Annotated in this window: 17 protein-coding genes, 3 pseudogenes and 1 riboswitch; of the genes and pseudogenes, 10 read left to right on the top strand and 10 right to left on the bottom strand. The window is 42.6% G+C overall.

Annotated features, from left to right (window positions below):
* Window positions 1-70 precede the first annotated feature (70 nt).
* Window positions 71-1438, top strand: coding sequence for a TrpB-like pyridoxal phosphate-dependent enzyme (locus tag BHV73_RS04950; protein ID WP_009121524.1), 1368 nt, complete (start codon window positions 71-73; stop codon window positions 1436-1438).
* On the opposite strand, the gene BHV73_RS04945 is transcribed toward BHV73_RS04950, so the two are convergent.
* From BHV73_RS04945 to BHV73_RS04900, 10 genes are all read right to left on the bottom strand, one after another.
* The gene (locus BHV73_RS04945; RefSeq protein WP_009121523.1) at window positions 1435-3012 is read right to left on the bottom strand and encodes a chloride channel protein; all 1578 of its coding nucleotides are present in this window, start codon (window positions 3010-3012) and stop codon (window positions 1435-1437) included. The two genes, BHV73_RS04950 and BHV73_RS04945, sit on opposite strands and share 4 nt — an antisense overlap.
* A 228-nt stretch (window positions 3013-3240) precedes the next feature.
* Window positions 3241-3780 carry a DUF4890 domain-containing protein gene (locus tag BHV73_RS04940; RefSeq protein WP_286737079.1) on the bottom strand — a complete coding sequence of 180 codons (540 nt, stop codon included), beginning with the start codon at window positions 3778-3780 and terminating at the stop codon, window positions 3241-3243.
* A 27-nt stretch (window positions 3781-3807) separates the two neighbouring features.
* Complete coding sequence (locus tag BHV73_RS04935) at window positions 3808-4164, bottom strand: hypothetical protein (protein WP_286737078.1); 357 nt, start codon at window positions 4162-4164, stop codon at window positions 3808-3810.
* Between the two features lie 4 nt (window positions 4165-4168).
* Window positions 4169-4708: an RNA polymerase sigma factor gene (locus tag BHV73_RS04930; protein ID WP_009121520.1), complete on the bottom strand. Its 540-nt coding sequence runs from the start codon at window positions 4706-4708 to the stop codon at window positions 4169-4171.
* Between the two features lie 145 nt (window positions 4709-4853).
* Window positions 4854-5030, bottom strand: coding sequence for a DUF4250 domain-containing protein (locus BHV73_RS04925; RefSeq protein ID WP_009121519.1), 177 nt, complete (start codon window positions 5028-5030; stop codon window positions 4854-4856).
* A 187-nt stretch (window positions 5031-5217) separates the two neighbouring features.
* Window positions 5218-6246, bottom strand: a complete 1029-nt coding sequence (locus BHV73_RS04920; RefSeq protein WP_286737076.1) for an iron chelate uptake ABC transporter family permease subunit — start codon at window positions 6244-6246, stop codon at window positions 5218-5220.
* Window positions 6239-7372, bottom strand: coding sequence for an ABC transporter substrate-binding protein (locus tag BHV73_RS04915; protein ID WP_286737075.1), 1134 nt, complete (start codon window positions 7370-7372; stop codon window positions 6239-6241). The genes BHV73_RS04920 and BHV73_RS04915 overlap by 8 nt, the downstream gene beginning before the upstream one ends.
* An 8-nt stretch (window positions 7373-7380) precedes the next feature.
* Window positions 7381-8508 carry a YncE family protein gene (locus BHV73_RS04910; protein ID WP_087412530.1) on the bottom strand — a complete coding sequence of 376 codons (1128 nt, stop codon included), beginning with the start codon at window positions 8506-8508 and terminating at the stop codon, window positions 7381-7383.
* Between the two features lie 24 nt (window positions 8509-8532).
* Window positions 8533-10551: a TonB-dependent receptor gene (locus tag BHV73_RS04905; protein WP_286737073.1), complete on the bottom strand. Its 2019-nt coding sequence runs from the start codon at window positions 10549-10551 to the stop codon at window positions 8533-8535.
* A gap of 57 nt (window positions 10552-10608) precedes the next feature.
* A riboswitch (cobalamin riboswitch) is annotated at window positions 10609-10803 on the bottom strand.
* A gap of 28 nt (window positions 10804-10831) precedes the next feature.
* Window positions 10832-12067: a multidrug effflux MFS transporter gene (locus BHV73_RS04900; protein ID WP_087412532.1), complete on the bottom strand. Its 1236-nt coding sequence runs from the start codon at window positions 12065-12067 to the stop codon at window positions 10832-10834.
* A 156-nt stretch (window positions 12068-12223) separates the two neighbouring features.
* Here BHV73_RS04900 and BHV73_RS04895 point away from each other — a divergent pair, with 156 nt between their 5' ends.
* The 9 genes and pseudogenes from BHV73_RS04895 to BHV73_RS04855 all read left to right on the top strand — a co-directional run.
* On the top strand, window positions 12224-13075 hold the full coding sequence (locus tag BHV73_RS04895) for a helix-turn-helix domain-containing protein (protein WP_022217924.1): 852 nt from the start codon (window positions 12224-12226) through the stop codon (window positions 13073-13075).
* A gap of 80 nt (window positions 13076-13155) precedes the next feature.
* Window positions 13156-14388 (top strand): Cof-type HAD-IIB family hydrolase, encoded by a 1233-nt coding sequence (locus BHV73_RS04890; protein WP_087412533.1) that lies wholly within the window; start codon window positions 13156-13158, stop codon window positions 14386-14388.
* Window positions 14389-14455: 67 nt separating this feature from the next.
* Window positions 14456-19330, top strand: a complete 4875-nt coding sequence (locus BHV73_RS04885) for a RecQ family ATP-dependent DNA helicase (RefSeq protein WP_286737069.1) — start codon at window positions 14456-14458, stop codon at window positions 19328-19330.
* Between the two features lie 88 nt (window positions 19331-19418).
* Window positions 19419-19866, top strand: a pseudogene (locus tag BHV73_RS04880) (hypothetical protein); the annotation flags it as partial.
* Window positions 19867-19908: 42 nt separating this feature from the next.
* A pseudogene (locus BHV73_RS04875) lies at window positions 19909-20133 on the top strand (helix-turn-helix domain-containing protein).
* A 67-nt stretch (window positions 20134-20200) separates the two neighbouring features.
* Entirely contained in the window at window positions 20201-22906 is a 2706-nt protein-coding gene (locus BHV73_RS04870; RefSeq protein WP_286737068.1) for a type I restriction endonuclease subunit R, read from the top strand.
* A gap of 3 nt (window positions 22907-22909) precedes the next feature.
* Window positions 22910-24328, top strand: coding sequence for a type I restriction-modification system subunit M (locus BHV73_RS04865; protein ID WP_286737066.1), 1419 nt, complete (start codon window positions 22910-22912; stop codon window positions 24326-24328).
* Window positions 24329-24332: 4 nt separating this feature from the next.
* Window positions 24333-25484, top strand: a complete 1152-nt coding sequence (locus tag BHV73_RS04860; protein WP_118047358.1) for a PDDEXK nuclease domain-containing protein — start codon at window positions 24333-24335, stop codon at window positions 25482-25484.
* A gap of 5 nt (window positions 25485-25489) precedes the next feature.
* Window positions 25490-25681 (top strand): annotated as a pseudogene (locus BHV73_RS04855) (restriction endonuclease subunit S); the annotation flags it as partial.

Genomic DNA, 25681 nt, shown 5'->3' with positions numbered 1-25681 from the left:
GGAAAAAAGAAATTGGTTTAAAAATAATAGCTACATTTGGACACTGAATCACTTTTAATTTATAACCACTATGAGCAACAAGACAAAAAGATTCATTCTTCCGGAAGACGAAATTCCACGTTACTGGTATAATATACAAGCCGATATGGTAACCAAGCCCATGCCGCCGCTTAATCCCGCTACCAAGCAACCGTTAAAAGCGGAAGATTTGTATCCCATTTTCGCAAAAGAACTTTGCCGCCAGGAGCTCAATCAGGCAGATGCGTGGATTGAAATTCCCGAACAGGTGCGCGAAATGTATAAATACTACCGAAGCACTCCGCTGGTACGCGCCTACGGACTGGAAAAAGCGCTCGGCACACCGGCACATATCTACTTCAAGAACGAAAGTGTCAGCCCCATGGGTTCTCACAAACTGAACTCCGCCATACCGCAGGCTTACTACTGCAAGCAAGAGGGCGTGACGAATGTTACTACCGAAACCGGAGCCGGGCAATGGGGAGCCTCACTGGCCTATGCCGCCCGCCTCTTCGGTCTGGAAGCTGCTGTCTATCAAGTAAAAATCAGCTATGAGCAAAAGCCTTACCGTCGCAGCATCATGCAAACATTCGGTGCGCAGGTTACTCCTTCACCGTCCATGTCTACCCGTGCCGGGAAAGATATTCTGACCGCCCATCCCAATCATCAGGGTTCATTGGGTACGGCTATTTCCGAGGCTATCGAACTGGCACGCACCACTCCCAACTGTAAATATACACTCGGTTCCGTATTGAGCCACGTCACCCTGCATCAGACTGTAATCGGACTGGAAGCCGAGAAACAGATGGAAATGGCCGGTGAATATCCCGACACGGTTATCGCGTGCTTTGGCGGCGGTTCCAATTTCGGCGGTATCGCATTCCCATTCATGCGCCATACCATCCTTGAAGGAAAGAAAACACGTTTCGTCGCCGCCGAACCGGCCTCCTGTCCGAAGCTGACACGCGGTAAATTCCAATATGACTTCGGCGATGAAGCCGGGTATACTCCGCTGCTGCCGATGTTTACACTGGGACATAACTTCGCTCCCGCCAACATTCACGCCGGCGGTTTGCGTTATCACGGCGCAGGTGTCATCGTATCACAACTGTTGAAAGACGGATATATGGAAGCAATGGACATCAAGCAACTCGAATCGTTCGAGGCAGGCTGCCTGTTCGCACAAGTGGAAGGTATCATTCCCGCGCCGGAATCTTGCCACGCCATTGCAGCCACCATCCGCGAAGCGAATAAATGCAAGGAAACGGGTGAAGAAAAAGTTATCCTGTTCAACCTGTCCGGTCATGGCCTCATCGATATGGCGTCGTACGACAAATACCTGGCCGGTGACTTGCAAAATTATGAATTGACCGACAACGACATTCAGAAGAATCTGGATGAAATAGGCAATCTGGCCTAATAGATATTCGCCATACTGACGAGCGGTTCATAGAGTTTCTCTATGTCCTGCGAATCCATTTCAATCTGCACCTGGTCTCCCGGAATCAAACTTGTTTCCGCAGGGACCAGGTTTTTTCCGTCCCTATGCACATTGATGATAACGCAGTGTTCGGGCAAGGAAAGTTCGCTTACGGATTTCCCGTCAAAATAGGAACCCGTCATGACCTCTACTGCCAGAGTATATCGTTTTTCTTCCCGGAAATCGGAAGAGTTAATCATATCTTCATACAAAGTGACATTGAAGGACTTCATCTGGAGCAGTTCCGTAAAATAATAGGTCAGCCCGCCTACTACCACCGAAGGGTAGAAAACCTCAAAATGCCCGGTAATCTCTGTTATCAGCACAATAGCCGTAAGCGGCGTACGCTCAATAGCCACCAGGAATGCAGACATGGATATCAGCATGACGTAAGTGATATTTTGAGGCTCGATAATGCCGTGCCTCACAGCAATCAACCCTACAAGCTGCCCCAACAACCCGCCTGTCACCAAAGTAGGAATAAAGCTTCCGCCCGGAAGACCGGAAGAAACGGAGCATACCGAGAAACCGAAATGCAGCAGCATGACGGCAAGTACCCACATTATTTCCGTACTGCCGTTCTGCGCCTGTTCCAGCAAGAATTGTTCGCCGCCACCCGTCAGGTTTACTTGCATCAATGAGATAATGTAAGCAACCAGCACCAAATAAAACATCTTGATATATACCGGAGACTTAACCGTAGAATATACCCGTTTGAACGAAATCATAAGCGCAGAGTATATTTTACCGGTAATAGAAATAATGACAGCCAGTATGAGAAAATATTTCATCTGGACGAAAAAGGTCAAAACCGGTTCCGACACCTCAATCAGATGATAAGGATTCACAGGGAAAACCAAACTGGCAATAGCCCCTGCCACCACACCTGCCAACAGCGTAGTAATAGCCGTCTTGGGTGCGTCGAAACGTTCGATAGACTCAATCACAATCAATGAAGAGGCCAGCGGTGCGGCAAAGGCGGCCGCAAGCCCCGCTCCTGCTCCCGCCGCCAATAACTGCTTGCGTTCTCCCTGCAGAATATGCGTCCACCGTGAAACGAGACTGCCTATATAAGAACCTATCTGTACGGACGGCCCTTCGCGCCCCAATGACAATCCGGCAGAAACGGAAAGGATTCCACCGGTGAATTTGGACACCAGCTCTATGAACGGATGCTTATAAGTGATCCGGCCGTTAATTGCCCCACGTGTCTGCGGAATGCCACCACCACCGATAAGAGGCATTCTGCCGACCATACGGGATACAAGAATCAGAATTCCCCAAAACGATAAGAACAATGGGATATGCCAGTACCAGGCCGGACGGGATGCAAAGAAGTCGCTACGGATATGCAGCAAATAATAGAGCAGATAATGATAAGGAACCGCAATGAGGCCTGTCAGCAAGCCTACAATCATGCTGACAAAATAGAGCCGCGCATCCACCAGCTTCAACTTCCAGATATGCCAGCCGCGAACAGTTTTCCAATTCTTTATTTTCTGAAACAACCGCATGGGATATGTTTTGTTATCTGCATTTCCCTACAACAAATTCTCCCCTGCGAAGTTCTGAACCGATATCCTATTATATTTATTTCACCTCTCAGCCTTTCCGGAAATACAAAAAAACCTCCCCTTTGCATGCACAGAGAGGAGATTTTTGGCTATGTCCAAGAAGCAGAACGATACTTTTTATACTATGACACACTTTTATATAAACCGATAAGCTTCTTTAAACAGGCTCTAAGACTTCTGAACAGGACGTACCGGACGTTTCTGCTTTCCTTGCGCAACAGTTTGTTTTTTTCTGCGGTCAAATTCTTTTTTCAGCTTATCGGCATTATTCTGTTCCGTTTGATAAATCTTCATAATCTGTTTGGGAGAAAGTATCTTTCTAAATTCATTATAATACTTCTCACGTACATCCAGAATCCTACGGCTTTGGGCAAAACGTCCTTTTATCTGCTGTTCCACCTCGGCATCTGTCAGTAACGGTTTGGGTTCCGGCTTCACACCCGTCCCTTCCGCTCTTTGTTTTGCACGGTTCATCATTCTGCATTCGCGTAACTCTTTTAAATAATTCTGATAAACCGGAATGAACTTGGCGGTAGTGGCATCATCCAACATCAACATTTTTACCATTTGATTAGTCTGATGCTCCATGACCTGTTCCGGTGTATGGCGTTTCTTCTTATCCTTGTTCACCGGGGTTTGAGCAGAGAGACTGAGTTGACCGCCTATCATAAGGCATGTCAAAAATACGTAAATAAATTTTGCTTTCATAATTCTTTCTTTTTTAAGACAATACTATTAATTTAAAAATATATCGCTTTCGGAGAAGCTGACGAGCTCTTCCAGCTCCTCGTCCGACATTTCACGAATCCATTTATCTGCAGGAACTACCGCCGTACAATTTTTGGTATCCAATATCTGCAAATCGGAAGTTCCTCTTTCGCCTTTCCAAAAATGGGACGGTATAAACAGAAAGCCAACTGATATCGCAGCTATGGCGACACCCGTAGAAACGGTTATCCATAAACGATGTCCCGGAGACCTGCTGCCATAAGTACGTTTCCGCACATTACGCTGCATCTCCTCAAAGAAGCCTTCGGGAACGCGATAGGGTGTTTTTTTTCCTATATCATCAAAATCAAACTCTTTTTTCATAGTCCTAATTATTTAGTATGTACTCTTTAATCTTCTCCTTCGCATAATGATAATTCACTTTAAGTGTGTCTGCCTTACTATCGAGGATATGAGCTATTTCTTCATAATCAAGCTCATCATAGTAGCGAAGGTTGAATATTAATCGCTGCTTTTCCGGCAATCTCAATATTGCTTCCTGAAATTTGACAGCCAACTCATTTTCATAATCCACATAATCGGAAGCCTTTAATTGAGAAATCAGGTTTTCCTGAACATCCTCGGTCGAAACCGTTTCCCGTTTCTTACGGCTGTTCAACAAGCGAAGACTTTCATTCGTCGCAATCCTGTAAATCCATGTGCTCAATGAACTCTCTTGACGAAATTGCTCCCAATGCCTGTATACCTGAATAAAGACTTCCTGCAATACATCCTCCGCATCTTCATGCAACACCACCAAACGCCGTATATAATAATATATCGGTTCTTGAAAGCATTCCACCAACAGTTGGAATCCTTGCTCGCGGTTGGATTTATATATTTGCCGAATCTTGTTTTCGTTTATCATCAGTTCATCCGGGTTTTACAGGTTAGAAAGGAAAAAAAGGCCGAAGTTAAATGAGGAGCGGTACATTTGTTGTTTATTAACAAAAAAATCAGGGCTGCATCTTGATAAAGACGCAGCCCTAATCCATCTGTTTATAAGTTCGGAATTACCAGAATCTGTTTCGTGCAGGATTATACTCAAATCCCACCGTTTTCAGCGTCCGGATAATTTCATCTCTTTCTACGTTCATATCCTCACAGAGTGCATCCAGTGAAGGATAAAAATCACGCAATTTCATGTTGATGAAGCTATACAGCATCATCGGATCTTCAGGTAATTTCATAATCGCAACCTTTGTTTAAATTAAAACTAATACCGGGTGCAAAAGTACTATAAAAAATAATACGAAAGCATCTAATCCTTTGAAATCTGCAAGTTATCCATGCAAACGATTGAAATAACATAAATGTAATGGGGAGCCGCTATTTATGAGCGTTCTAAAAGAAAAAGTCCTATATAGTTGAAGAAAATCAATTGAAATGCTGCGGGTTTCTCTGACTAATGATAACATAGATGATTACCGGCGCCCCGATAATCGGCGTAACCGCATTCAAAGGGATAATCCCCGCCTCACTGGGCAGAACACAAATCAAATTGCAAAGTAAAGCCACCGCCCCGCCACTCAAAATAGTAACGGGCAATAAAGAATTATGATTGGCAGTCCGCAATATCATACGGGCTATATGAGGCACGGCAAGACCGATAAATGCAACCGGTCCGCAAAATGCAGTGGTTATGGCGGTCAGCAAGCCGGTTATAACCAAAAGCCAGTTACGTACATGCCCTATATTTACGCCCAGATTCTCAGCATAGCGCTCTCCCAGCAATAATGCGTTCAGAGGTTTTATCAGTAGTAAGGAACCGAATAATCCGGTTACCGTTACCAATGCGAAAGCGGGCATTTGTTGCAAAGAGACGCCACCGAAGTTACCCAATCCCCATATCATATAAGATTGTACCCCCTCCGCCGTAGCAAAGAAATTCAACAAAGCGATAGCGGAAGAAGCGATATAGCCTATCATAATACCCGTTATCAGCAACATGACATTGCTTTTTAACAGCGTAGAAAAGAAAAGGATAAGTCCCATTATCAACATGGCTCCTACAAACGCCCCTGCCAATACGGAAAAGAAACCGGACAGGCTGAACGTTCCGGCCGATATGCTCCCGCCAAAGAATAACATCACAAATGCCACTCCCAAACTCGCTCCGGAATTAATGCCCAAAATAGACGGGCCTGCCAACGGATTTTTAAAGGCTGTCTGCAACATCAACCCGCAAACAGCCAATGCGCTTCCGCAAAGCAATGCCGTCAAAGCTTGAGGTAAGCGGGACTCCCATACGATAAAACTCCAGCTTGCTTTTTCCCCTTCGTTTCCCATCAGGATACGGAATACATCGGATACAGGAATCGTAACCGACCCTATCAACAGATTAGCCACAAACAGTAATACTATTACTATTCCTAATCCGACACCATATTTCCATCCTTTACTCATTCAATTTGCAAAAATAACGCAAACCGCCTAAATCTCCTATTCCAGGGTGTAGAATCTGTATCAAATCCGCCAATAAATAATCCGGACGGAAAGGCGTTTCTTCATAGAAAGGTACTTTCGCCGTATTACATCCGTAAATATTCCTCGTCTTGAATGCCTTGAAACCTGTATAACCCATATAATCGGCTTTCAAATCAGCATAAGTCATATCCCGGTCGCGATTGTATTTGATGGTCCAGACATCGGCATCTCCGGCTTTATCAAAAACTGTTTCAAAAGCCAAAGGAATGGAACCGCTATGTTTATCTTCCGAGAAGACATAACGTCCGCAGGCGTCATTAAACAAGCGTCCGATTGTACTGCGACCACCCGGAACGTACCATGCAGAACCGCTTTTCAGTTCGCTAACAATTGATAATGACACTGACGAAAGTGCAGCACGCTTTTTAAGCCGGCCATAACAGCTATCCACTTCGGCAAAAAGGCTGTCAGCCTCGGAAGCAACTCCAAAAAGCAATCCATAGAAACGCATCCATTCGGCACGGCCTAAAGCGGAAGTTTCCATATAATCGGCACATTCGATAATGGGAATATTCAGTTTTTCAATGCGTCCGTAACCGCCACTATTCTCAAATGGAGAGAGCAGGATGGCATCGGGATGTAACTCAATAATCTTTTCCATATCAGGGTTCATTCCGTCGCCACAGTCAATAATAGCTCCCTTACTGCATCCGTCCTGTATAGACGGGAGTTTGATATACTTCAAGTCACAAACGCCACCGATACTGCCCGTAACTCCCAAACTCTCCATAAGGCTGCAATGAACCGAAGAATAAATTACCGATTTGCGGAGAGGGGTACGGACAATCGTACCTTCGGGTAAATGAGCCGGCAATGATTGGGATGACGGAACCAGTATGTACGTATGCAATGTTTTCAGGGTGTCCCAAGGGTTGCGCAAAGTAGCGACGGTGCAGTCGGAATAAGTCACCAATGTGAGATTGTCGGCATAGCGCAGAGGGATGGTGTCACCGGCCGTTAAAGCCAAAGAAGCTTTACTTCTCCCTCCGCAAGAAGAGAAAAGCAAAGCTACTAAAAACAAGACTGATAATACAAGTCTCCTCATTGTCTCTGTTAATTAAAGAATACAGCAGAATTTGGGTTTTGACCACCACAATCAAATTTTTCCATATATGTACCGTCATTTCTGAAACGGTAAATATCACCGTTTACATTACTATGTCCTGTAGTACCGATATAAATATCACCATTACTATCGTTGACCGCTATCATGTAGATAACTGCTGTAGAAAGCTCTTCTGGAGCATTTTTCAAGAAAGAACCGGAGCTTTTAGTGCCAAGCTTTACATCATAAGTATAAAACGTATTGACTGCCGCAGTTTCCGGCCAATTGCTGTAATCCACTCTAGAGTCCACACAATACAATTTATCGTTTTCAACGGCCACGTGAGTGGCATATCCCAAATTAGTCACCTTATTATTATTTTTTGAATCTATCATCTGCAATACCCGGCTTTCAGCGCTATAATCCCAAGAAATAAGAAATACCTTGTCATTATCTTCCGTCAAATTATTAGGGTTTGAGGCTACCGTCAAAGTCTCTTTAAAAGAGAATGCATTCAAGTCAAAAACTAAAACTTCCGTATGATAAATATAGTTTCCACCTTCAATCTTATAAGCATTGGCTACATAAAGCATATCATTACAGATGGCAACCCCTTCCAAATTATCACCATATCCTGTTAGCTTCTTTTCTACTTTCAATGTATTGGCATTGATTTTGGCAACCACACCGCCATAGAAAGACGCATAAATATAGCCGTCATGAGCTGCAATATAACGAATACCGGCAGACAAATCTGCATCACCTACAAAAGAAACACGAGCCTGCTCCACACATGCTGCATTCAGTTTGGCCAAATAATTAGAACCATAAACAGAAACATAGATGTAATCTTCATACTCTATCATATCCTGACCGGTATCTCCCAATGAAGCCTTGTTCTGTGCTTTATAAATATCACCGATAACATCATTGTCTTTATTCGGAGCATAAAATGCTATACCGGCATTATTCTGTCCCATAGTTCCTTCATTCAAGAAATAAGCACGGACATAAGGTAATTCAATCTTTGAACCGCTATCGTCCCAACTTTGCCCATCATCATCACTGCAAGATGAAAATGAAACACTCAGTGCCAACATACACAGTACACTCAATAATAAACTTCTTACTTTCATAACACTTTATTAATTAAATTAATTTTAAAATTTAAACGTCCCTGTCACTCTCCACGAACGCCCCGGCATAGGATAATATTTTATCACATCATACTGTTCATCAGTCAGATTGATGATTTCTGCTTGAAGCTGTAATTTACACTTCTTAAAAGCACACTCTTTAGAGATACTGGCCGTATGTTCCATATAACCAGCTATCTCATTTTCAGGAATATTTTGTGACAAGCAATAACGTTTACTTACACCTACGACGGAGTAACCTATGCTAAACCAAGGCATTTCAAACCTCGCAGATACATTGCCGCTATGCTTCGGAGTATAAGGCAACTGTTCCTTATAATTTTTGGCATCCGAATCTGTAAGGTCAATTGCTTTCTGCAAAGTATATCCGCCGGATATAATCAAATCTATATTTTTAGCTAACGGCGCTGATATCGCCAAAGTAGCGTCTACTCCTGTAGCACGGACAGTCCCATAGTTTGCCATACGCCACGCATAAGTAGTGGGAAAAGCTACAATTTTATCAGTCACATCATTGTAATAGGCATCAAATGTCACAGAAATATAGTCTAAAAAAGACAGAGATGAACTGCTCCACGTAATCCCTACATTATATTCATTCGCCTTCTCCGGACGTAAACTTCGATTGCCCAATCTATAATAATACAAGTCGTTAAAAGTAGGTGTACGAAAAGTGCTTTTGTACATAAAACGCAGAAAAAAAGTTTTTTCCATCCAAGGCTGTATACTCACGGAAGCCGAAGGAGCCAAACGACGGAAATTCTCAGGAGCATTCCCAACCTCCACTTTTTCAGTGATAAAAGTATGTACCAATGAACCGGAAGCGGTGATTCTTCCGTATTGGTAACGGATATTGAAAGCTGTCAATGATGCATACCGGGTAGGAAACGGGCAGTCTTTCAGATTACTACGTAATGTATTTACAACCCCATCTTGTGCCAAAGACAAGGATAAAGTCTTAAATGGACGGTATAGAGCCGTTGCAGATAAATAATATTCATCCTGCCTATGTACAGCCTGATAATATCCGTCCGCATATTCCTTCCCTTCATCCTCATACCTATTCCAGCCATAGTTATACTTTGCCTGTGCCTGCAAACTCCATTTCGAAGAGAAGTGTTTTTTATAACGCGCCTGTACAAAGGCATTCTCATCCCAAAGCGTTTCGTCGGAAATCGGGTTATAAAGAGTTACCGCCCCCGGAAGCCCACGACGGGAATTGAAATAATATCCTTTTACGTCCACCTCACCACCATCTTTAAAAGTATGATATAGCGTTGCTTCTCCTTGCCAAGAATAAATATCTGAATTATTACGCTTTTCTTCTGTCACATACTTTCCATTGACCAAAGTAAAAGGATAATTTCCATCGGCACGCATATAATTAGCATTCAAAGCCAAACGTGTACGGTTACCTATTTTTTGCCACCAACGCAACGTGGGGGTAACATACCCAAACGATCCACTACTTATCCTAGCTTGGAAAGCAGCACTGCGCCCTTCATCAAAATGCGGTTTCTCAGTCTCAATGCTCAATACACCTGCCGATGCATATAAACGGGCTGATTGCAACATATTTTCTGTTTGTCCTATTGCTAAAGAAAGGGTTGAGACATTATCAAGCGAAAAACGCCCTATATCAATTTGCCCTGCCTGAGAATTACTCACAACAACCCCATCATAACTGACAGCCGTATGCGCCGCCCCTATATTGCGCACAGAAACAGTCTTCAACCCGCCGATACCACCATAATCTTTTACATTGGCACCTGCAAAACGACGTACGGCATCTGCCATATTCTGTATGCCGAGACGGCTTATATCTTGTTGCGACAATGTTTGTATAGGTACAGCCGAAGTTACTTTATTAGGCATTCGCCGTGCTGTAACAGTCACCTTTTCAATTTGGTGCACTTTTCCTGTAATCGTATCCTTTTTCGCCACCTCTTGTGCCGAAAGCAGAGCACCGCCCATACAAAAGAAACCGATACAGGCAAACCGCACCTTCATTCTCCACATCATAAAAGAGTAAAGATTATCTTTAAACGACGTACACTGTCCGCTTTCCTCGAACGGACAATTTTTTGACTTTGTTTTGCAGGTCTTCTGACTTATTTCTAATGTATCGCCTTCCCATTTTAATTAAAACAGTGGCTAAAGAATGATACATTCAACGCGAAACTCACAGCAGCGGGACTGTTCGGGATTTACACCCGATTCCCTTTTCATCCGTTTCCCGAATAGGGAACCGGAACAAAACGCGGGCAAAGATAAGAATATAATATAAATATTACTCAGCCCCTTATAACAGTTTCTGCAAAAAAACATTTATTATTCTATAAGGAGCGAAATTCAGAGCCTTCTTGCGGAAAGGCAACCGGTGGAAAGAAAAACAAGCACATACGCAAGAACATAACGACCCCATAAAGAATAAAAAGCCGGTAGACATTCTGATATCTCCCATACCTACCAAAGGCGATACAATCCCGCCAAAAGCAAATCCTATCGCACCCAAAAGAGCGGAAGCCACTCCGGCGTTTTTACGTTCACAATCCATCGCCAAAGTGTTGGAAGCCGTAAAAGTCATCCCTACCATCGCAAGCAGGCAGAAAATCAGTATCTCGTAAATCCAAAAATTACAATCCAGGAAAAATGCCACAGAAAGTAATATAGAAATAAATAACATGCCATGATTACCTACATGTAAAGCCCGTTCCATTGTAGAGAAACGAACAGCCAAAGCGGAAGATATCACCATGGCAACGGCATTAACCCCGAAACAGAAACTGAACAACATCGGTGAAAGACCATAATATTGCTGCATGATGAAAGGAGCGGAAGCTATATTTGTAAACAAAACTCCCATCGTAAAGCCATACTGCAATATGTAACGTACGTACTGACGGTTATGCAAGACAATACCAAAACGGCGATACATATCTCCCCACCTTATATTCTGCCTCTGTCCACCCGGCAAAGACTCTCTAAAACGCATACTTCCGATAATCAAAAGAACGCCTACTATAAATAAGAACCAAAAGATACCATGCCAGCCGCCAAAATCAGCCAGTACCCCGCCACCTATCGGAGCAACCACCGTAGCGATCCCATTAATAGCGCCGATAGTGGCAAGCATCCCCGCAAGTTCGTGAGCAGAATATTTATCGGCGGCAATAGACCGGGATATCACAACTCCTCCGGCTCCGGCAATTCCCTGTACAAAACGTAACGCGACGAATTGTGATATATTTTGAGAAAAAATACAGCCGACGGTAGAAATCAGGAACAAGGCCATAGCTATCAATAAAGGAGAACGACGGCCATACTTATCACTTAACGGACCAAAAATCAGCTGGCCTATCGCTAAGCCTACCATACTTGTAGTAAGCCCCAACTGCACTCTTGAAGATGTGGTTTGGAAGAAATCCGACATTGCCGGTAAAGTAGGCAGGTACATATCCATGACAAACGGGCCAAAAGCGCTCAACAGTCCCAGAAATACCAATATAAAACCTTTTGAATTTTGTTTACCTGTCATTACCTATTCCTCTTTTATAAATCGGCGGCAAAATTACCCCATATTTACAAGATAAGCTATGGCTTATCTTGTACAAAACGTTTCATTTTAGGAACAATATACGATATTATCATAGAATATAGCTACATTTGTTGCGTAAAAAAGAACTATATTCACATGTACGAACCGTTATCACCCGATACTTCCAGCATCAGATATGAGGAAACCGATTTATCGTATCTGAAACAGCGTCCATACCGTTTTAAATGCGGTATATACTTAATCTGTACACAGGGGCAAAGTATCATCTCCACAGGAGTACAACAATATACCTTTAATGAACAGACCGAACTGATTTTTCTTACAGGAAGCCTTATCCAGGTAATACAAGCCTCAGCAGATTTTAACGTACGCATGCTCCTATTCCCCAAAGATATTTTCTTAAAAGCCATATTGCCAATTGACACACCCTATTTCAACTATACCCATGAACACCCGCACTATCATCACACGGCAGATGAGAGAAGCCAGAAAACATGGCGGGAAATAGTATTATGGATGGATATAGCGCAAATGCTTTTCAAAGACAATACGCTCCAGTTCAGAAAGCAACAAGAATTCAATTTCCTGCAAAGCTTATTAATGTGGCTGTTCAACACTATTCCGGAGAAGCTGGCCGCCAACAAGCAATACAGCAGAAAACAGATGCTTTGCCACCAATTCATGCAACTGATACGTGAGCACAGCACCTGCGAACATCAGGTTCCGTTTTATACAGAGCAACTGTGCATTACTTCTCGCTATCTATACGAAATCACTACTCAATACATGAATGGAAAAACTCCCAAGCAACTGATAGACGAGCAGCTGATAGCAGAAGCCAAAGTTCTTTTAAATGAGCCGCAACTATCCGTTACCGAAATCGCGGAACAGTTGCACTTTGCCGATCAGTCTTATCTGAGTCGTTTTTTTAAGAAGAATACCGGTATCTCTCCTAAGGAATTCCGCCTGCAGAAACTGTTACAATAAGTTTCGTCAAAATAAATTAAATCCGTTCATTTTAACCGTCATTTTATTAACTTTGTTAGCATAACCAAAATCGAGTCGCCATGAAATATAAATTATTAGTTCTTGACGTGGACGGAACGCTTCTCAACGACGCAAAAGAAATCAGCAAACGCACTCTTGCATCTTTACTCAAAGCGCAGCAAATGGGAGTACGTATCGCATTGGCTTCCGGCAGACCGACTTATGGCCTCATGCCACTGGCCAAAACTCTTGAGCTGGGGCATTATGGGGGCTTTATTGTTTCCTATAACGGTTGTCAGATTATCAATGCTCAAAACGGAGAAATCCTGTTCGAGAGGCGAATCAACCCGGAAATGCTGCCTTATCTGGAAAAGAAGGCGCGCAAGAATGGCTTCGCCATATTCACTTATCATGATGACACTATCCTGACAGACAGTCCCGACAATGAACATATCCGCGCCGAAGCCGAATTGAATAATCTGACAGTTATTAAGGAGGAAGAATTCTCCACGGCTGTAGACTTCGCACCATGCAAATGCATGTTGGTCAGCGATGATGAAGAAGCACTGGCCGGACTGGAAGAACATTGGAAAAAACGTCTGGACGGAACTTTGGATGTCTTTCGTTCGGAACCTTATTTTTTGGAAGTCGTACCTTGCGGAATCGATAAAGCCAATACCTTAGGCGCTTTATTGTCGCATCTGGACATAACTCGTGAAGAAGTAATCGCCATCGGAGACGGCGTATGCGATGTCAATATGCTCCAGATTGCCGGTTTAGGCATAGCCATGGGGCATTCACAAGATTCCGTAAAAGTTTGCGCCGACTACGTAACGGCTTCCAATGAAGAAGACGGCGTTGCCCAAGCCGTCGAAAAAATGATTTTAGCCGAAGTTCATGCCGCTGAAATTCCTCTTGACCTGTTAAACGCACGGGCACATCATGCATTAATGGGCAATTTAGGTATCCAATACACTTACGCCTCGGAAGATCGCATAGAAGCAACCATGCCCGTAGACCACCGTACCCGCCAGCCTTTTGGTATTCTGCACGGCGGCGCAACCCTCGCACTTGCCGAAACCGTCGCCGGGCTCGGCTCCATGATAACTTGCCAACCCGATGAGATAGTCGTAGGTATGCAAGTCAGCGGAAACCATATATCTTCCGCACATGAAGGAGATACCGTGCGGGCTGTGGCAACCATCGTACATAAAGGACGCTCATCTCATGTGTGGAATGTAGATGTATTCACTTCCACTAACAAGCTCGTGTCTTCCATCAGGGTGGTGAACAGTGTATTGAAGAAAAGATAAATGAAAAAAAGTTCGATGCAGATACATAACCAATTCAAGTTATAGAACTATTTATTATATTGAACATATGTCAATATGGAGCAAGCTCATAGGAAGCAAGAAAACCGAGGATAGGAATAATATCATCGGCAATAAAACTACCTCTGTACCATGTAGTATCCAAAATTATGCCATAGTAGATGTTGAAGTAGGCTTGAAAGATCATAAAATCCATGATATAGGAGCACTCAAACATGATGCCACGACATTCCACAAAACGTCAAAAGAGAAGCTATTTATTTTCTTAAACGACATAGACTATATCTGTGGCCACAATATCATTCACCATGACGCCAAATATCTGTTCACGGATAAGACATGCCGCTGGATTTTAGTCGATACACTTTATATTTCGCCTTTGTTATTCCCGGAACACCCTTACCATAAGCTTGTGAAAGATGACAAGTTGATTAGCGAACAGATGAACAATCCGGTGAATGATTGTAAGAAAGCAAAAGATTTATTACTGGATGAAATAGCACGCTGGAATTCATTGCCAAAGGAAAAGCGTATATTATTCGCATCGCTACTGAAAGACAAGAAAGAATTTACCGGATTTCTCAGCATGGTAAGTGCGGAGTATACCCATGAAGGAATATCCGAACTCATCAAAGAACTTTATACAGGAAAGATTTGCCAACATGCCGACCTTGACATGCTCATCAAACAATACCCATGCGGATTGGCATACGCATTGGCTCTGATTGACACTACGGATTACCGTTCCATCACCCCCGGATGGGTACTTTACAATTATCCGGAAGTGGAATTTATTGTAAAACTCCTACGCCACACCAATTGCCGGGAAGGTTGCGACTACTGCCATACGCAATTGGATGTGCTCCATAATCTAAAAGTCTTTTTCGGATATGAACGTTTCCGAACATACGAAGGCGAGCCGCTGCAAGAACAAGCAGCCCAGGCAGCGGTGAAGGGTAAATCGTTACTGGCGATATTTCCTACCGGTGGCGGCAAATCACTTACCTTCCAATTACCGGCACTCATGGCAGGACACGCCATGCACGGGCTCACGGTTGTTATCTCTCCTCTGCAATCTTTAATGAAAGACCAGGTAGACAATCTTGCCGACAGAGGTATCACGGACGCCGTAACCATAAATGGAATGTTAGACCCCATCACAAGGTCACTGTCCATACAAAGAGTGCAAGACGGAGAAGCCTCACTGCTGTATATATCCCCCGAAATGCTTCGCTCAAAAACGATTGAGAAAATATTGATAGCCCGGCACGTCGTAAGGTTTGTGATAGACGAAGCGCATTGTTTCTCTTCATGGGGGCAGGATTTCAGAGTTGACTACCTTTACATCGGCAAATTCATCCGGCAATACCAGCAAAAGAAACAATGCAAGAGTCCGATACCCGTATCCTGCTTTACGGCCACAGCAAAGCAGAAAGTAATACAAGACATCTGCGACTATTTCAAACAAACCTTGAATTTGGACTTGGAGTTATTCGCATCAACGGCTTCAAGAACAAATCTACATTATTCCGTCATACATTTAGAAAGCGACAATGATAAATATTTAAAGTTAAGAGAACTCGTAGCTGAATCCGATTGCCCGACAATTGTTTATGTATCACGCACCAAACGAACCAAAGAGCTGGCGGCCAAATTGACTCGCGACGGTTATAAGGCACTCCCTTTCAATGGCAAAATGGAAGCTGATGAAAAAATAGCCAACCAAGACGCTTTCATGAACGATCAGGTACACATCATTGTGGCTACATCCGCATTCGGCATGGGAGTCGATAAAAAAGATGTCGGTCTTGTGGTACATTATGACATTTCCGATTCACTGGAGAATTATGTTCAGGAAGCAGGTAGAGCAGGGCGTGACCCAGGCCTCAGCGCACGTTGTTATGTGCTTTATAGCGACAATGATTTGGACAAGCATTTTATATTGTTAAACCAAACAAAACTAAGCATCAGTGAAATACAACAGGTATGGAAAGTCGTCAAAAACCTTACCAGACAACGCATGAAAGTCAACTGTTCCGCATTGGAAATCGCCCGGCAAGCGGGATGGGATGATTCGGTATCCGACATCGAAACCCGCGTACGAACAGCATTAGCGGCTTTGGAACAAAGCGGATATCTGGTAAGAGGAAACAATGTACCTCATGTATATGCCACGGGAATCACAGTGAAGGATATGGACGAAGCAAGACAACGCATATCAGCCTCACTACTTTTTGGCAGTGACGAAATAGAAAAAGCAGTCCGCATCATCAAGTCGTTGATATCTCAAAAGTACATCGCCAAGGCACAGGATGCGGAAGCGGAATCACGAATCGACTATCTGGCAGATATATTGGGACTAAGTAAAAGAGAGGTTATATCTGTAGTGGAACGCATGCGGCAGGAAGGCATATTGGCAGACAGCAAAGATATATCCGCCTATTTGCAGGATGCAGGTGATTCGGAACGAAAGTCGCAAATGCTTCTCGAACGCTTTGCAAAACTCGAACAATACATCCTCAAACATATTCCCGATGAGTCTTTACGAATCTCATGCAAGCAACTGAATGAAAATGCCGTGAACGACGGAATCAATACATCCAAAGAAAAAGACATCCGGACGCTGCTCTATTTCCTTACCGTCAAGGGATATATACGTAAGAAAGAGGATGCGGCCCATAATATGGAAATAAGGCGCCAGGCAGACCTGGAATCTACCATCAGGCGCTTTGAGAAACGATTGGAAATAAGCCGTTTTACCGTGGAATGGCTATACAAATCAGCTTCAGATGCAGAAAAGGAAAATGTACCGGGCAAAGCTATTCAGTTCTCCGTAGTAGAACTTTTAGACCGGATAAAATCAAGTTCTCAATCCCTATTCGGAGGACTTGACGACATTCAGCTGGAAGACGTGGAAGAAGCGCTTCTGTACTTGTCCAAAATTGGCGCGTTAAAACTTGAAGGTGGTTTCTTGGTACTTTATAATGCCATGAATATCCAAAGAATAAAGGACAACAAATCGCGATATAAGCAAGACGACTACCGGATGCTCAACGAATTCTACAAGTTGAAAATTCAGCAAGTACATATTGTAGGCGAATATGCCAATCTGATGGTGAGAAATTACCATGCGGCCTTGCAATATGTTCAAGACTATTTCCAAATGGACTACAAGAAGTTTGTCACAAAATACTTCAAAGGAGACAGAGTAAGCGAGATACAGCGCAACTTAACGCCACAGAAATACAATCAATTGTTTGGGCGATTATCCAAACGGCAGATGGAAATTATTTCCGATAAGGACTCACGTTGCATTGTGGTGGCAGCCGGTCCCGGTAGTGGAAAAACACGGGTATTGGTCCACAAACTGGCCTCGCTTCTGCTACTTGAAGATGTAAAACACGAACAGCTTCTGATGCTGACGTTTTCAAGAGCAGCCGCAACGGAATTCAAACAAAGGCTCATGGAGTTGATAGGCAACGCCGCCCATTTTGTCGAAATAAAAACATTCCATTCCTATTGTTTCGACCTTCTGGGACGGATAGGAAATCTTGAAGAATCCAAAAATGTCGTTGCAAAAGCTGCCGATATGATATACCAAGGAGAAGTAGAACCAAATAAAATCGGCAAGACAGTGCTGGTCATAGACGAGGCTCAGGATATGGGAACCGAAGAACACGCACTTGTAAAGGCTCTGATGGCTAACAACGAGGAAATGCGTGTGATAGCGGTGGGAGACGATGACCAAAACATCTATGAATTCCGCGGCTCCGATTCAAGTTATATGTATCGGCTGGCACAAGAAAACGGAAGTACATTTGTCGAAATGACCGAGAATTACCGCAGTGCGCACCACCCGGTGAATTTTGCCAACGAATTTCTGAAAAACATTGATAAACGGATAAAAAGTACGCCCATCATCTCCATGAGAGAAGAGGAAGGCCGGGTGGAAGTGACACGCCATCAATCAAAGTATATGTACCAGCCGCTTGTCGAAAACTTACTCCGACACAAAGACAAAGGCACATCGTGTATACTCACCCAAACAAACGAAGAGGCTGTTATCCTGATGGGGCTCTTACGAAAGCAAGGTGTGAGCAGCAAACTTATACAATCAATGGACGGCCTCCGCTTTTGGAACATGGCCGAAATGAGATTTTTCCTGAGGTATATAAACAAACGGATCAACACACCACTAATTACAGAAGAACTGTGGGAGGAAGCCAAATGTGCAACCTTCTCCGCTTATGACAGAAGTCAAAGTTTGATGTATGTAAAGCAGTGTGTGGAGCAGTTTGAACAAACCAACAAGACAAAATATTTCAGTGACTTCAAAGAATTTGTATTTGAGTCGTCAGTGGAAGACTTTTGCGACATATCAGGAGCCGATGTCGTGGTATCGACCATTCATAAAGCCAAAGGCAGAGAGTTTGACGACGTGTATATGCTCGTATCCGACGGTTATATAAAGGACTCCCATCTGATGCGTCGATATTATGTAGGAATAACCCGCGCGAAAAACCGGCTGTTTATACATACGAATGGCGATTACTTCAATCATTTAAGTACAGACCGATATTTTATCGACCAACAACAATATGATATGCCTGAAGAAATCGTATTACAGCTCTCTCATAAAGATGTTTATTTGGACTTCTTCAAAGAACGAAAACAAGAGGTCTTGGCATTGAGAGGGGGAGATTCATTGACTTACAGTAATTTCTTTTTGTACAGCTCATTGACCGATAGACCTGTGGCAAAGCTATCATCAAAAATGCAGGGCATATTGTCTGAGTGGGAAGAAAGAGGTTATAAAGTAAAATCCGCATCCGTGCGATTTGTAATGGCATGGAAACCCAAAGACGCAGAAAAGAATGAACCGGAAACAGCTGTCCTTTTAGCAGACTTGGGGCTTTCTTTGTAGAGAATACAAATAGGGCGTAACTTACTGAGTTACAACCTATTTATATTCTTAATCATCGTTATTTACTGATACTTATTTGACTTCCTCAAAGATAATTCATACTGAATACCAGCATGAGCAACAACAATACCAACACCAAAGAGAAAAGGAAGAAGATGCAAAGTTAAATGCCATCCTGAGATACACACGAGATACATTTAAATGTTTTGACCTGGACGAAACAGAGATTGACCAAATTTGCGAATCTGTTCACTATTTTGTAACTAACCGCCAAGTGCTTTCTGTGACCGAAATTCATATCAAGAAGCGCACCTTCCCCACTCAAATCTCTTTGAAAAACTTTGCTTAGAATATTGCTTTCCAAATATAATATAGGTAGAGATATGACCACCTCATTTGTAATGGCTACATTTGCCGAATAGTATACCAACTCCACATTTGACACCGTTAGAAAGAATCTGCGTACAACCACAGGAAAGCATAAGATTGAAATCGGCAAGAATATCTTATCGAAATACCTCAGCTATGAAAAATAAATGAAATAAAATTACTATCTTCGCTCATTATAAAAGGATGATATGAAAGATATAAACAGACTGAAGATCGTCTTATGCGAAAAGAAACGAACAAGTAAGTGGTTATCAGAGTAACTGAATGTAAATCCATCAACTGTTTCAAAATGGCGCACCAATACTTCGCAACCTAACTTGGCTTGCCTTTTAAAGATTTCAGACTTACTTGAATTCGATATAAAAAAATTGATAGTCCGTGAATACAAGACATTCATGTTGTCTCAACAATAAATAGTCCCATAAACACGAATGACGAATAATGCTATTAACTTCTGATAATACAAAAATATAGGAATATATGACACCTGAAGAAAAAGCGAGAATAAAGATTGACCAATGGTTTGCCGATGCAGGTTGGAAAGTGGTTGATAGAGAAGACTACGAACCAACTTGTACAGCAGTTGCTATAAGAGAGGGGCTACTAAAAGGTAATCTTGAAGCTGATTATTTTCTGTTTGTTAACGGAAAGGCAGTTGGGGTACTTGAAGCAAAAAGGGAAGATATAGACGCTTTCTCCAATAAAGTATGTGAACAGGCTACCTTATATGCCCGAAATATTCCTAATATCTATCAAACTTATCAAAAGCCATTGCCTTTCATTTTTACTTCAAATGGTAAAGATTTATATTTTTGCGATTTCCGTGAACAAGATTCATATTTCAAGCAGATAATGTCTATCCCTACGCCACATGAGTTGGTTAAGAAGTTAGGAATTGAAGATACATTTGCAGGACTACCGACATTGAAAAAGAAAGGGCTTCGTGATTGTCAATACGAGGCGGTAACAGAACTTGAAAAGAGTTTCCGTAGTGGGCAAAATCGAGCATTGATGGTTCTTGCCACCGGAGCAGGTAAAACATATACAGCTTGTCTCACTGCCTACCGAATGCTTTCTTATACTTCAATGCGCAGAGTGTTATTCCTTGTTGACCGAAATAATCTGGGTAAGCAAGCTGAAGGGGAGTTCGGTACTTTTCGATTGACCGAAAACGGAGATGCTTTCAATACTATTTTTACGGTCAATCGCCTTCGCTCTTCTTACATTCCTTCTGATAGTAACGTAGTTATTTCGACAATACAACGTCTGTTCTCCTTTTTGACAGGAGAAGATATTGGGGATAATGAGGATGATGACGAGAACGAACCGATAGAAGAAGTAACCTTGCCACCCAATCCGAACTTACCACACGACTACTTTGATATGATTATCATAGATGAATGTCACCGTTCTATTTATGGAAATTGGCGTAAAGTACTGGAATATTTCGATACGGCAAGATTGGTCGGTTTGACTGCAACCCCGATTGAAGAAACAAAGAAATTCTTCAACTACAATATTATTGTTAACTATACATTGGAAAAGAGTATCGTCGACGGCGTGAATGTGGATTGTCGGGTGTACAGAATAAAAACACAGGTTACAGAAACAGGTGGTGCTATATTAGAGGGTGAGAAATTCAAAGAAGAAACGCGATACACCGGTGAGGTTAAGATGGTGAGTAGCAAAGAAACCAAAACCTACACAAACAAAGAACTTAATCGGAGTGTCATCAATCCGGCACAGATAAAGTTAATTCTTTCAACTTATCGAGATGCTGTTTACACCGAATTGTTCAACGATCCACAACGTGAGCCGAATATTGATTATTTGCCCAAAACATTGATATTTGCTCTCAATGAAGCCCATGCTACCAATATAGTGCAGATTGCTAAAGAGGTATTTGGGAGAACTGACGATCGCTTCGTACAGAAAATTACTTATTCGGCAGGTGATAGCAATGAACTGATACGCCAATTCCGCAATGACAAAGATTTCCGCATTGCCGTGACTTGTACGCTGGTTGCTACCGGAACAGATGTGAAACCGTTGGAAGTGGTAATGTTCATGCGTGATGTGGAATCATTGCCTTTGTATATTCAGATGAAAGGGCGTGGAGTGCGTACTATTGGCGATGAGCAATTGCGTAATGTCACTCCGAATGCCTTCAGTAAAGATTGTTTCTATTTGGTTGATGCAGTAGGTGTAACGGAAAGTATGAAAACGGTGAAACCCATAGATGACGATCCAACAACAAAGACTATCACTCTAAAGGAACTTTTAGAGCGTATCAGTCATGGTTATATTCCTGACGAATATCTCAAACAGCTTGCAGCTACGCTTGCCCGAATCTACAATAAAGCGGATGACTCGCAGCGAAAAGAATTTACTCGTTTGTCTCATGATGATATGAAAGAACTTTCTGCCAGAATATACGATGCGCTTGAAAAAAGTACTCTTCCACCGTTTGTTAACACCGAAGAACCTAATTTGGAGCGCAAAGGATTGGTTTCCCCACTTGCTAATCATGCCGATGCACGGAGGTTTTTACTCATTCTTGCAGCTGGATTTGTCAATACGCTAATGCCAGGAGAAGATACGCTTATATCAAAAGGGTTCTCCATTGAGGATGCTAAAAACACGACAGAGGCATTTGAGGAGTTTTGTAAAGAATACTACGATGAGATAGAGGCTCTTCGTATCATCTATAACAATGAAGGCGAACCGATAACTTATTCAATGTTGAAAGATTTGGAACATAAACTCAAAATGGCAAACAATCATTTTGCTCCAAAACAAATTTGGAATTCGTATGCCATTCTTTCTCCGGGCAAAGTAAAGCGTTCTACAACAAAAGAAGAAAGTGATGCTTTGACAAACATCATACAACTGGTACGCTTTGCTTTCCGCCAAATTGAGAGGTTGGACAGTGTAGTCACTACATCCAAGCAATATTTCAATCTATGGCTAGGGCAAAATCAACGTGAAATAACCGACAAGCAGCGTGAAGTAATCAGTCGTATAGTGGATTACATAGCTTCTAACGGAGCTTGTACCGTCAGAGATATTCGTGAAGATGATGCAACCCATGCAGCCCAAATGATTCGGGCGTTTGGTAATATGCAGAAAGCAGATGAAGCACTTCGGTCGCTTTATACATTTGTAGTATTAAGAAAAGCAGCATAAATTATGGTAACAAATAACGCAACAGAGCAATCGCTCACCAAAAAAGTCTGGAATCTGGCAACAACTCTTGCCGGACAAGGTGTTGGATTTACCGATTATATCACCCAACTGACCTATCTTTTGTTTTTGAAGATGGATACCGAGAATGTAGAAATGTTCGGAGAGGAATCGGCAATTCCAACTGGGTATCAATGGAACGATTTGATTTTTCTTGATGGATTAGAACTAGTCAGGCAATACGAAGAAACACTTAAACTGCTTAGCGAGCAGGACAATTTAATAGGCACTATTTACACCAAAGCACAAAACAAGATAGACAAGCCTGTTTATCTGAAAAAGGTTATCACTATGATAAATGAAGAGCAATGGCTCATCATGGATGGTGATGTGAAAGGTGCTATCTACGAGAGTATTCTTGAAAAGAACGGACAAGACAAGAAAAGTGGTGCCGGACAATATTTTACGCCACGTCCGCTAATCCAAGCGATGGTGGATTGCATCAATCCGCAAATGGGCGAAACCGTTTGTGACCCCGCTTGCGGTACAGGTGGATTCCTGCTTACTGCTTATGATTATATGAAAGGGCAGTCTGCAAGTAAAGAAAAGCGTGATTTTTTGCGTGACAAAGCTTTGCATGGTGTGGATAATACGCCTTTAGTAGTAACACTTGCTTCCATGAATCTCTATTTACATGGTATAGGCACAGACCGTAGTCCGATTGTGTGTGAGGACTCTTTGGAAAAAGAGCCATCAACCCTTGTTGATGTGATACTCGCCAATCCACCTTTTGGAACTCGCCCTGCTGGTTCTGTGGACATCAACCGTCCGGATTTCTATGTAGAAACCAAGAACAACCAGTTGAACTTCCTCCAGCACATGATGCTTATGCTCAAAACCGGAGGACGTGCTGCCGTGGTGCTTCCTGACAATGTTCTCTTTGAAGCCGGAGCTGGTGAAACAATCCGTAAACGCTTATTGCAAGATTTCAATCTGCATACTATATTACGTTTACCCACAGGCATCTTCTATGCCCAAGGTGTAAAAGCCAATGTGCTGTTTTTCAGCAAAGGGCAACCTACCAAAGAAATATGGTTTTATGATTATCGTACCGATGTAAAGCACACGCTTGCCACCAATAAACTGGAACGCCATCATTTAGATGATTTTGTCTCCTGCTACAATAATCGGGTAGAAACCTACGATGCAGAAAATAATCCGCAAGGGCGTTGGCGCAAATACTCGGTAGATGAGATCATTGCCAGAGACAAAACAAGCCTCGACATCACATGGATAAAACAAGGCGGTGAGGTGGACGACCGTTCATTGGCAGAATTGATGGTAGACATTAAAAATAAAAGCCAAACGATAAGTGTGGCTGTAGCTGAACTTGAAAAATTGCTCGCAAACATAAATGAAGATTGAGTGCATGGAAAACAATAAGATAATCATATCAATGGAACAGCAATTTGGAGAAGTTATAGACATCATTCTCCAACATAAAGGTCGTGCTTCAAGAGCCGTAAATAACGAACTATTGTTTACAGCGTGGTATGTTGGTGGATATGTATCAGCCAAATTGAAAAGCGAGGAATGGGGAAGCAAGGTTGTAACGCAGTTATCCGAATATATCCGTTCCCAGCGTCCAGACATCAAGGGCTATAGTCGGAGAAGCATTTACAATATGGTGATGTTCTATGATGAATATTCATCGGAAACATTCAGTTCCACTGTAGAGAAGTATTTGAACGCTGAATTTGTGCAGCCAAGAACTGCACAAATAAAAGCAAGCCAACCTACACAAGAGGTGGCTGTAATTGTGCAGCCAACATCTGCCCAAATTATCCATTCAACATTTGGACAGATGCCCAAAATATTGGAGTTGACCACATTGACCAATCATATAGAGATTCTTTGCCGATGCCAAAGTAATGAAGAGCGGATGTTCTATATACTCTATGCCAATAAAGAACATTTAGTGAAGCGAGAACTTCAGCGTTGTATATCGAATCAAACATATACAGCTTTATTGAGCAGTAAAGACAATATGTCGAAAGGCTTACTTGGTGCTTACCCCAATGCCCCTATAATGTTTAAGGACACATTGTTCGTTGATTTCTTGAACTTGCCTAAGAAACATAGCGAATCCAAACTTAGAAAAGGCTTGGTAGAACACATGAAGCAGTTTATTCTTGAGCTTGGAAAGGACTTTATCTTTATGGACCAAGAGTATCGTCTCAATATAGGTGCATCTACATTTAAGGCTGATTTGCTGTTCTTCCATCGTGGCTTACAAGCATTGGTAGCTGTAGAATTGAAAAAGACAAAATTCCATCCGCACGACCTCGGTCAGTTGGAATTTTATTTGGAAGCACTCGACAGAGATGTAAAGCGTTCTAACGAAAACCCTTCTATCGGCATTATCCTTTGCCCGGAAGCCGACAAGGTAGTGGTGGAATACGCAATGAGCAGAAGCATGAGTCCAACAATGATAGCAGAATACAAACGTATCCTCATTCCACAGGAGCGTATGCAACAACAACTAAATGAGTTTTGCAACCTTTTCTTAGATAAAGACTAATCGGTATGGATACAAAGAAATTACGTCAAAAGATACTCGACCTCGCTATTCGTGGCAAACTCGTTCCGCAAGACCCAAACGATGAGCCTGCATCTGTATTGCTTGAACGAATCAAGGCTGAAAAAGGACGATTGATAAAAGAGGGGAAAATTAAAAAGAGTAAGAAATCGGTAAAAACTTCCGATACGCCCCATTAT

Source organism: Bacteroides sp. 44_46 (assembly GCF_001915465.1).
Classification (GTDB): Bacteria; Bacteroidota; Bacteroidia; order Bacteroidales; family Bacteroidaceae; genus Bacteroides; species Bacteroides clarus.
Note: the sequence above shows the minus strand (reverse complement) of the source record. Positions and strands in the feature narration are given on the sequence as shown.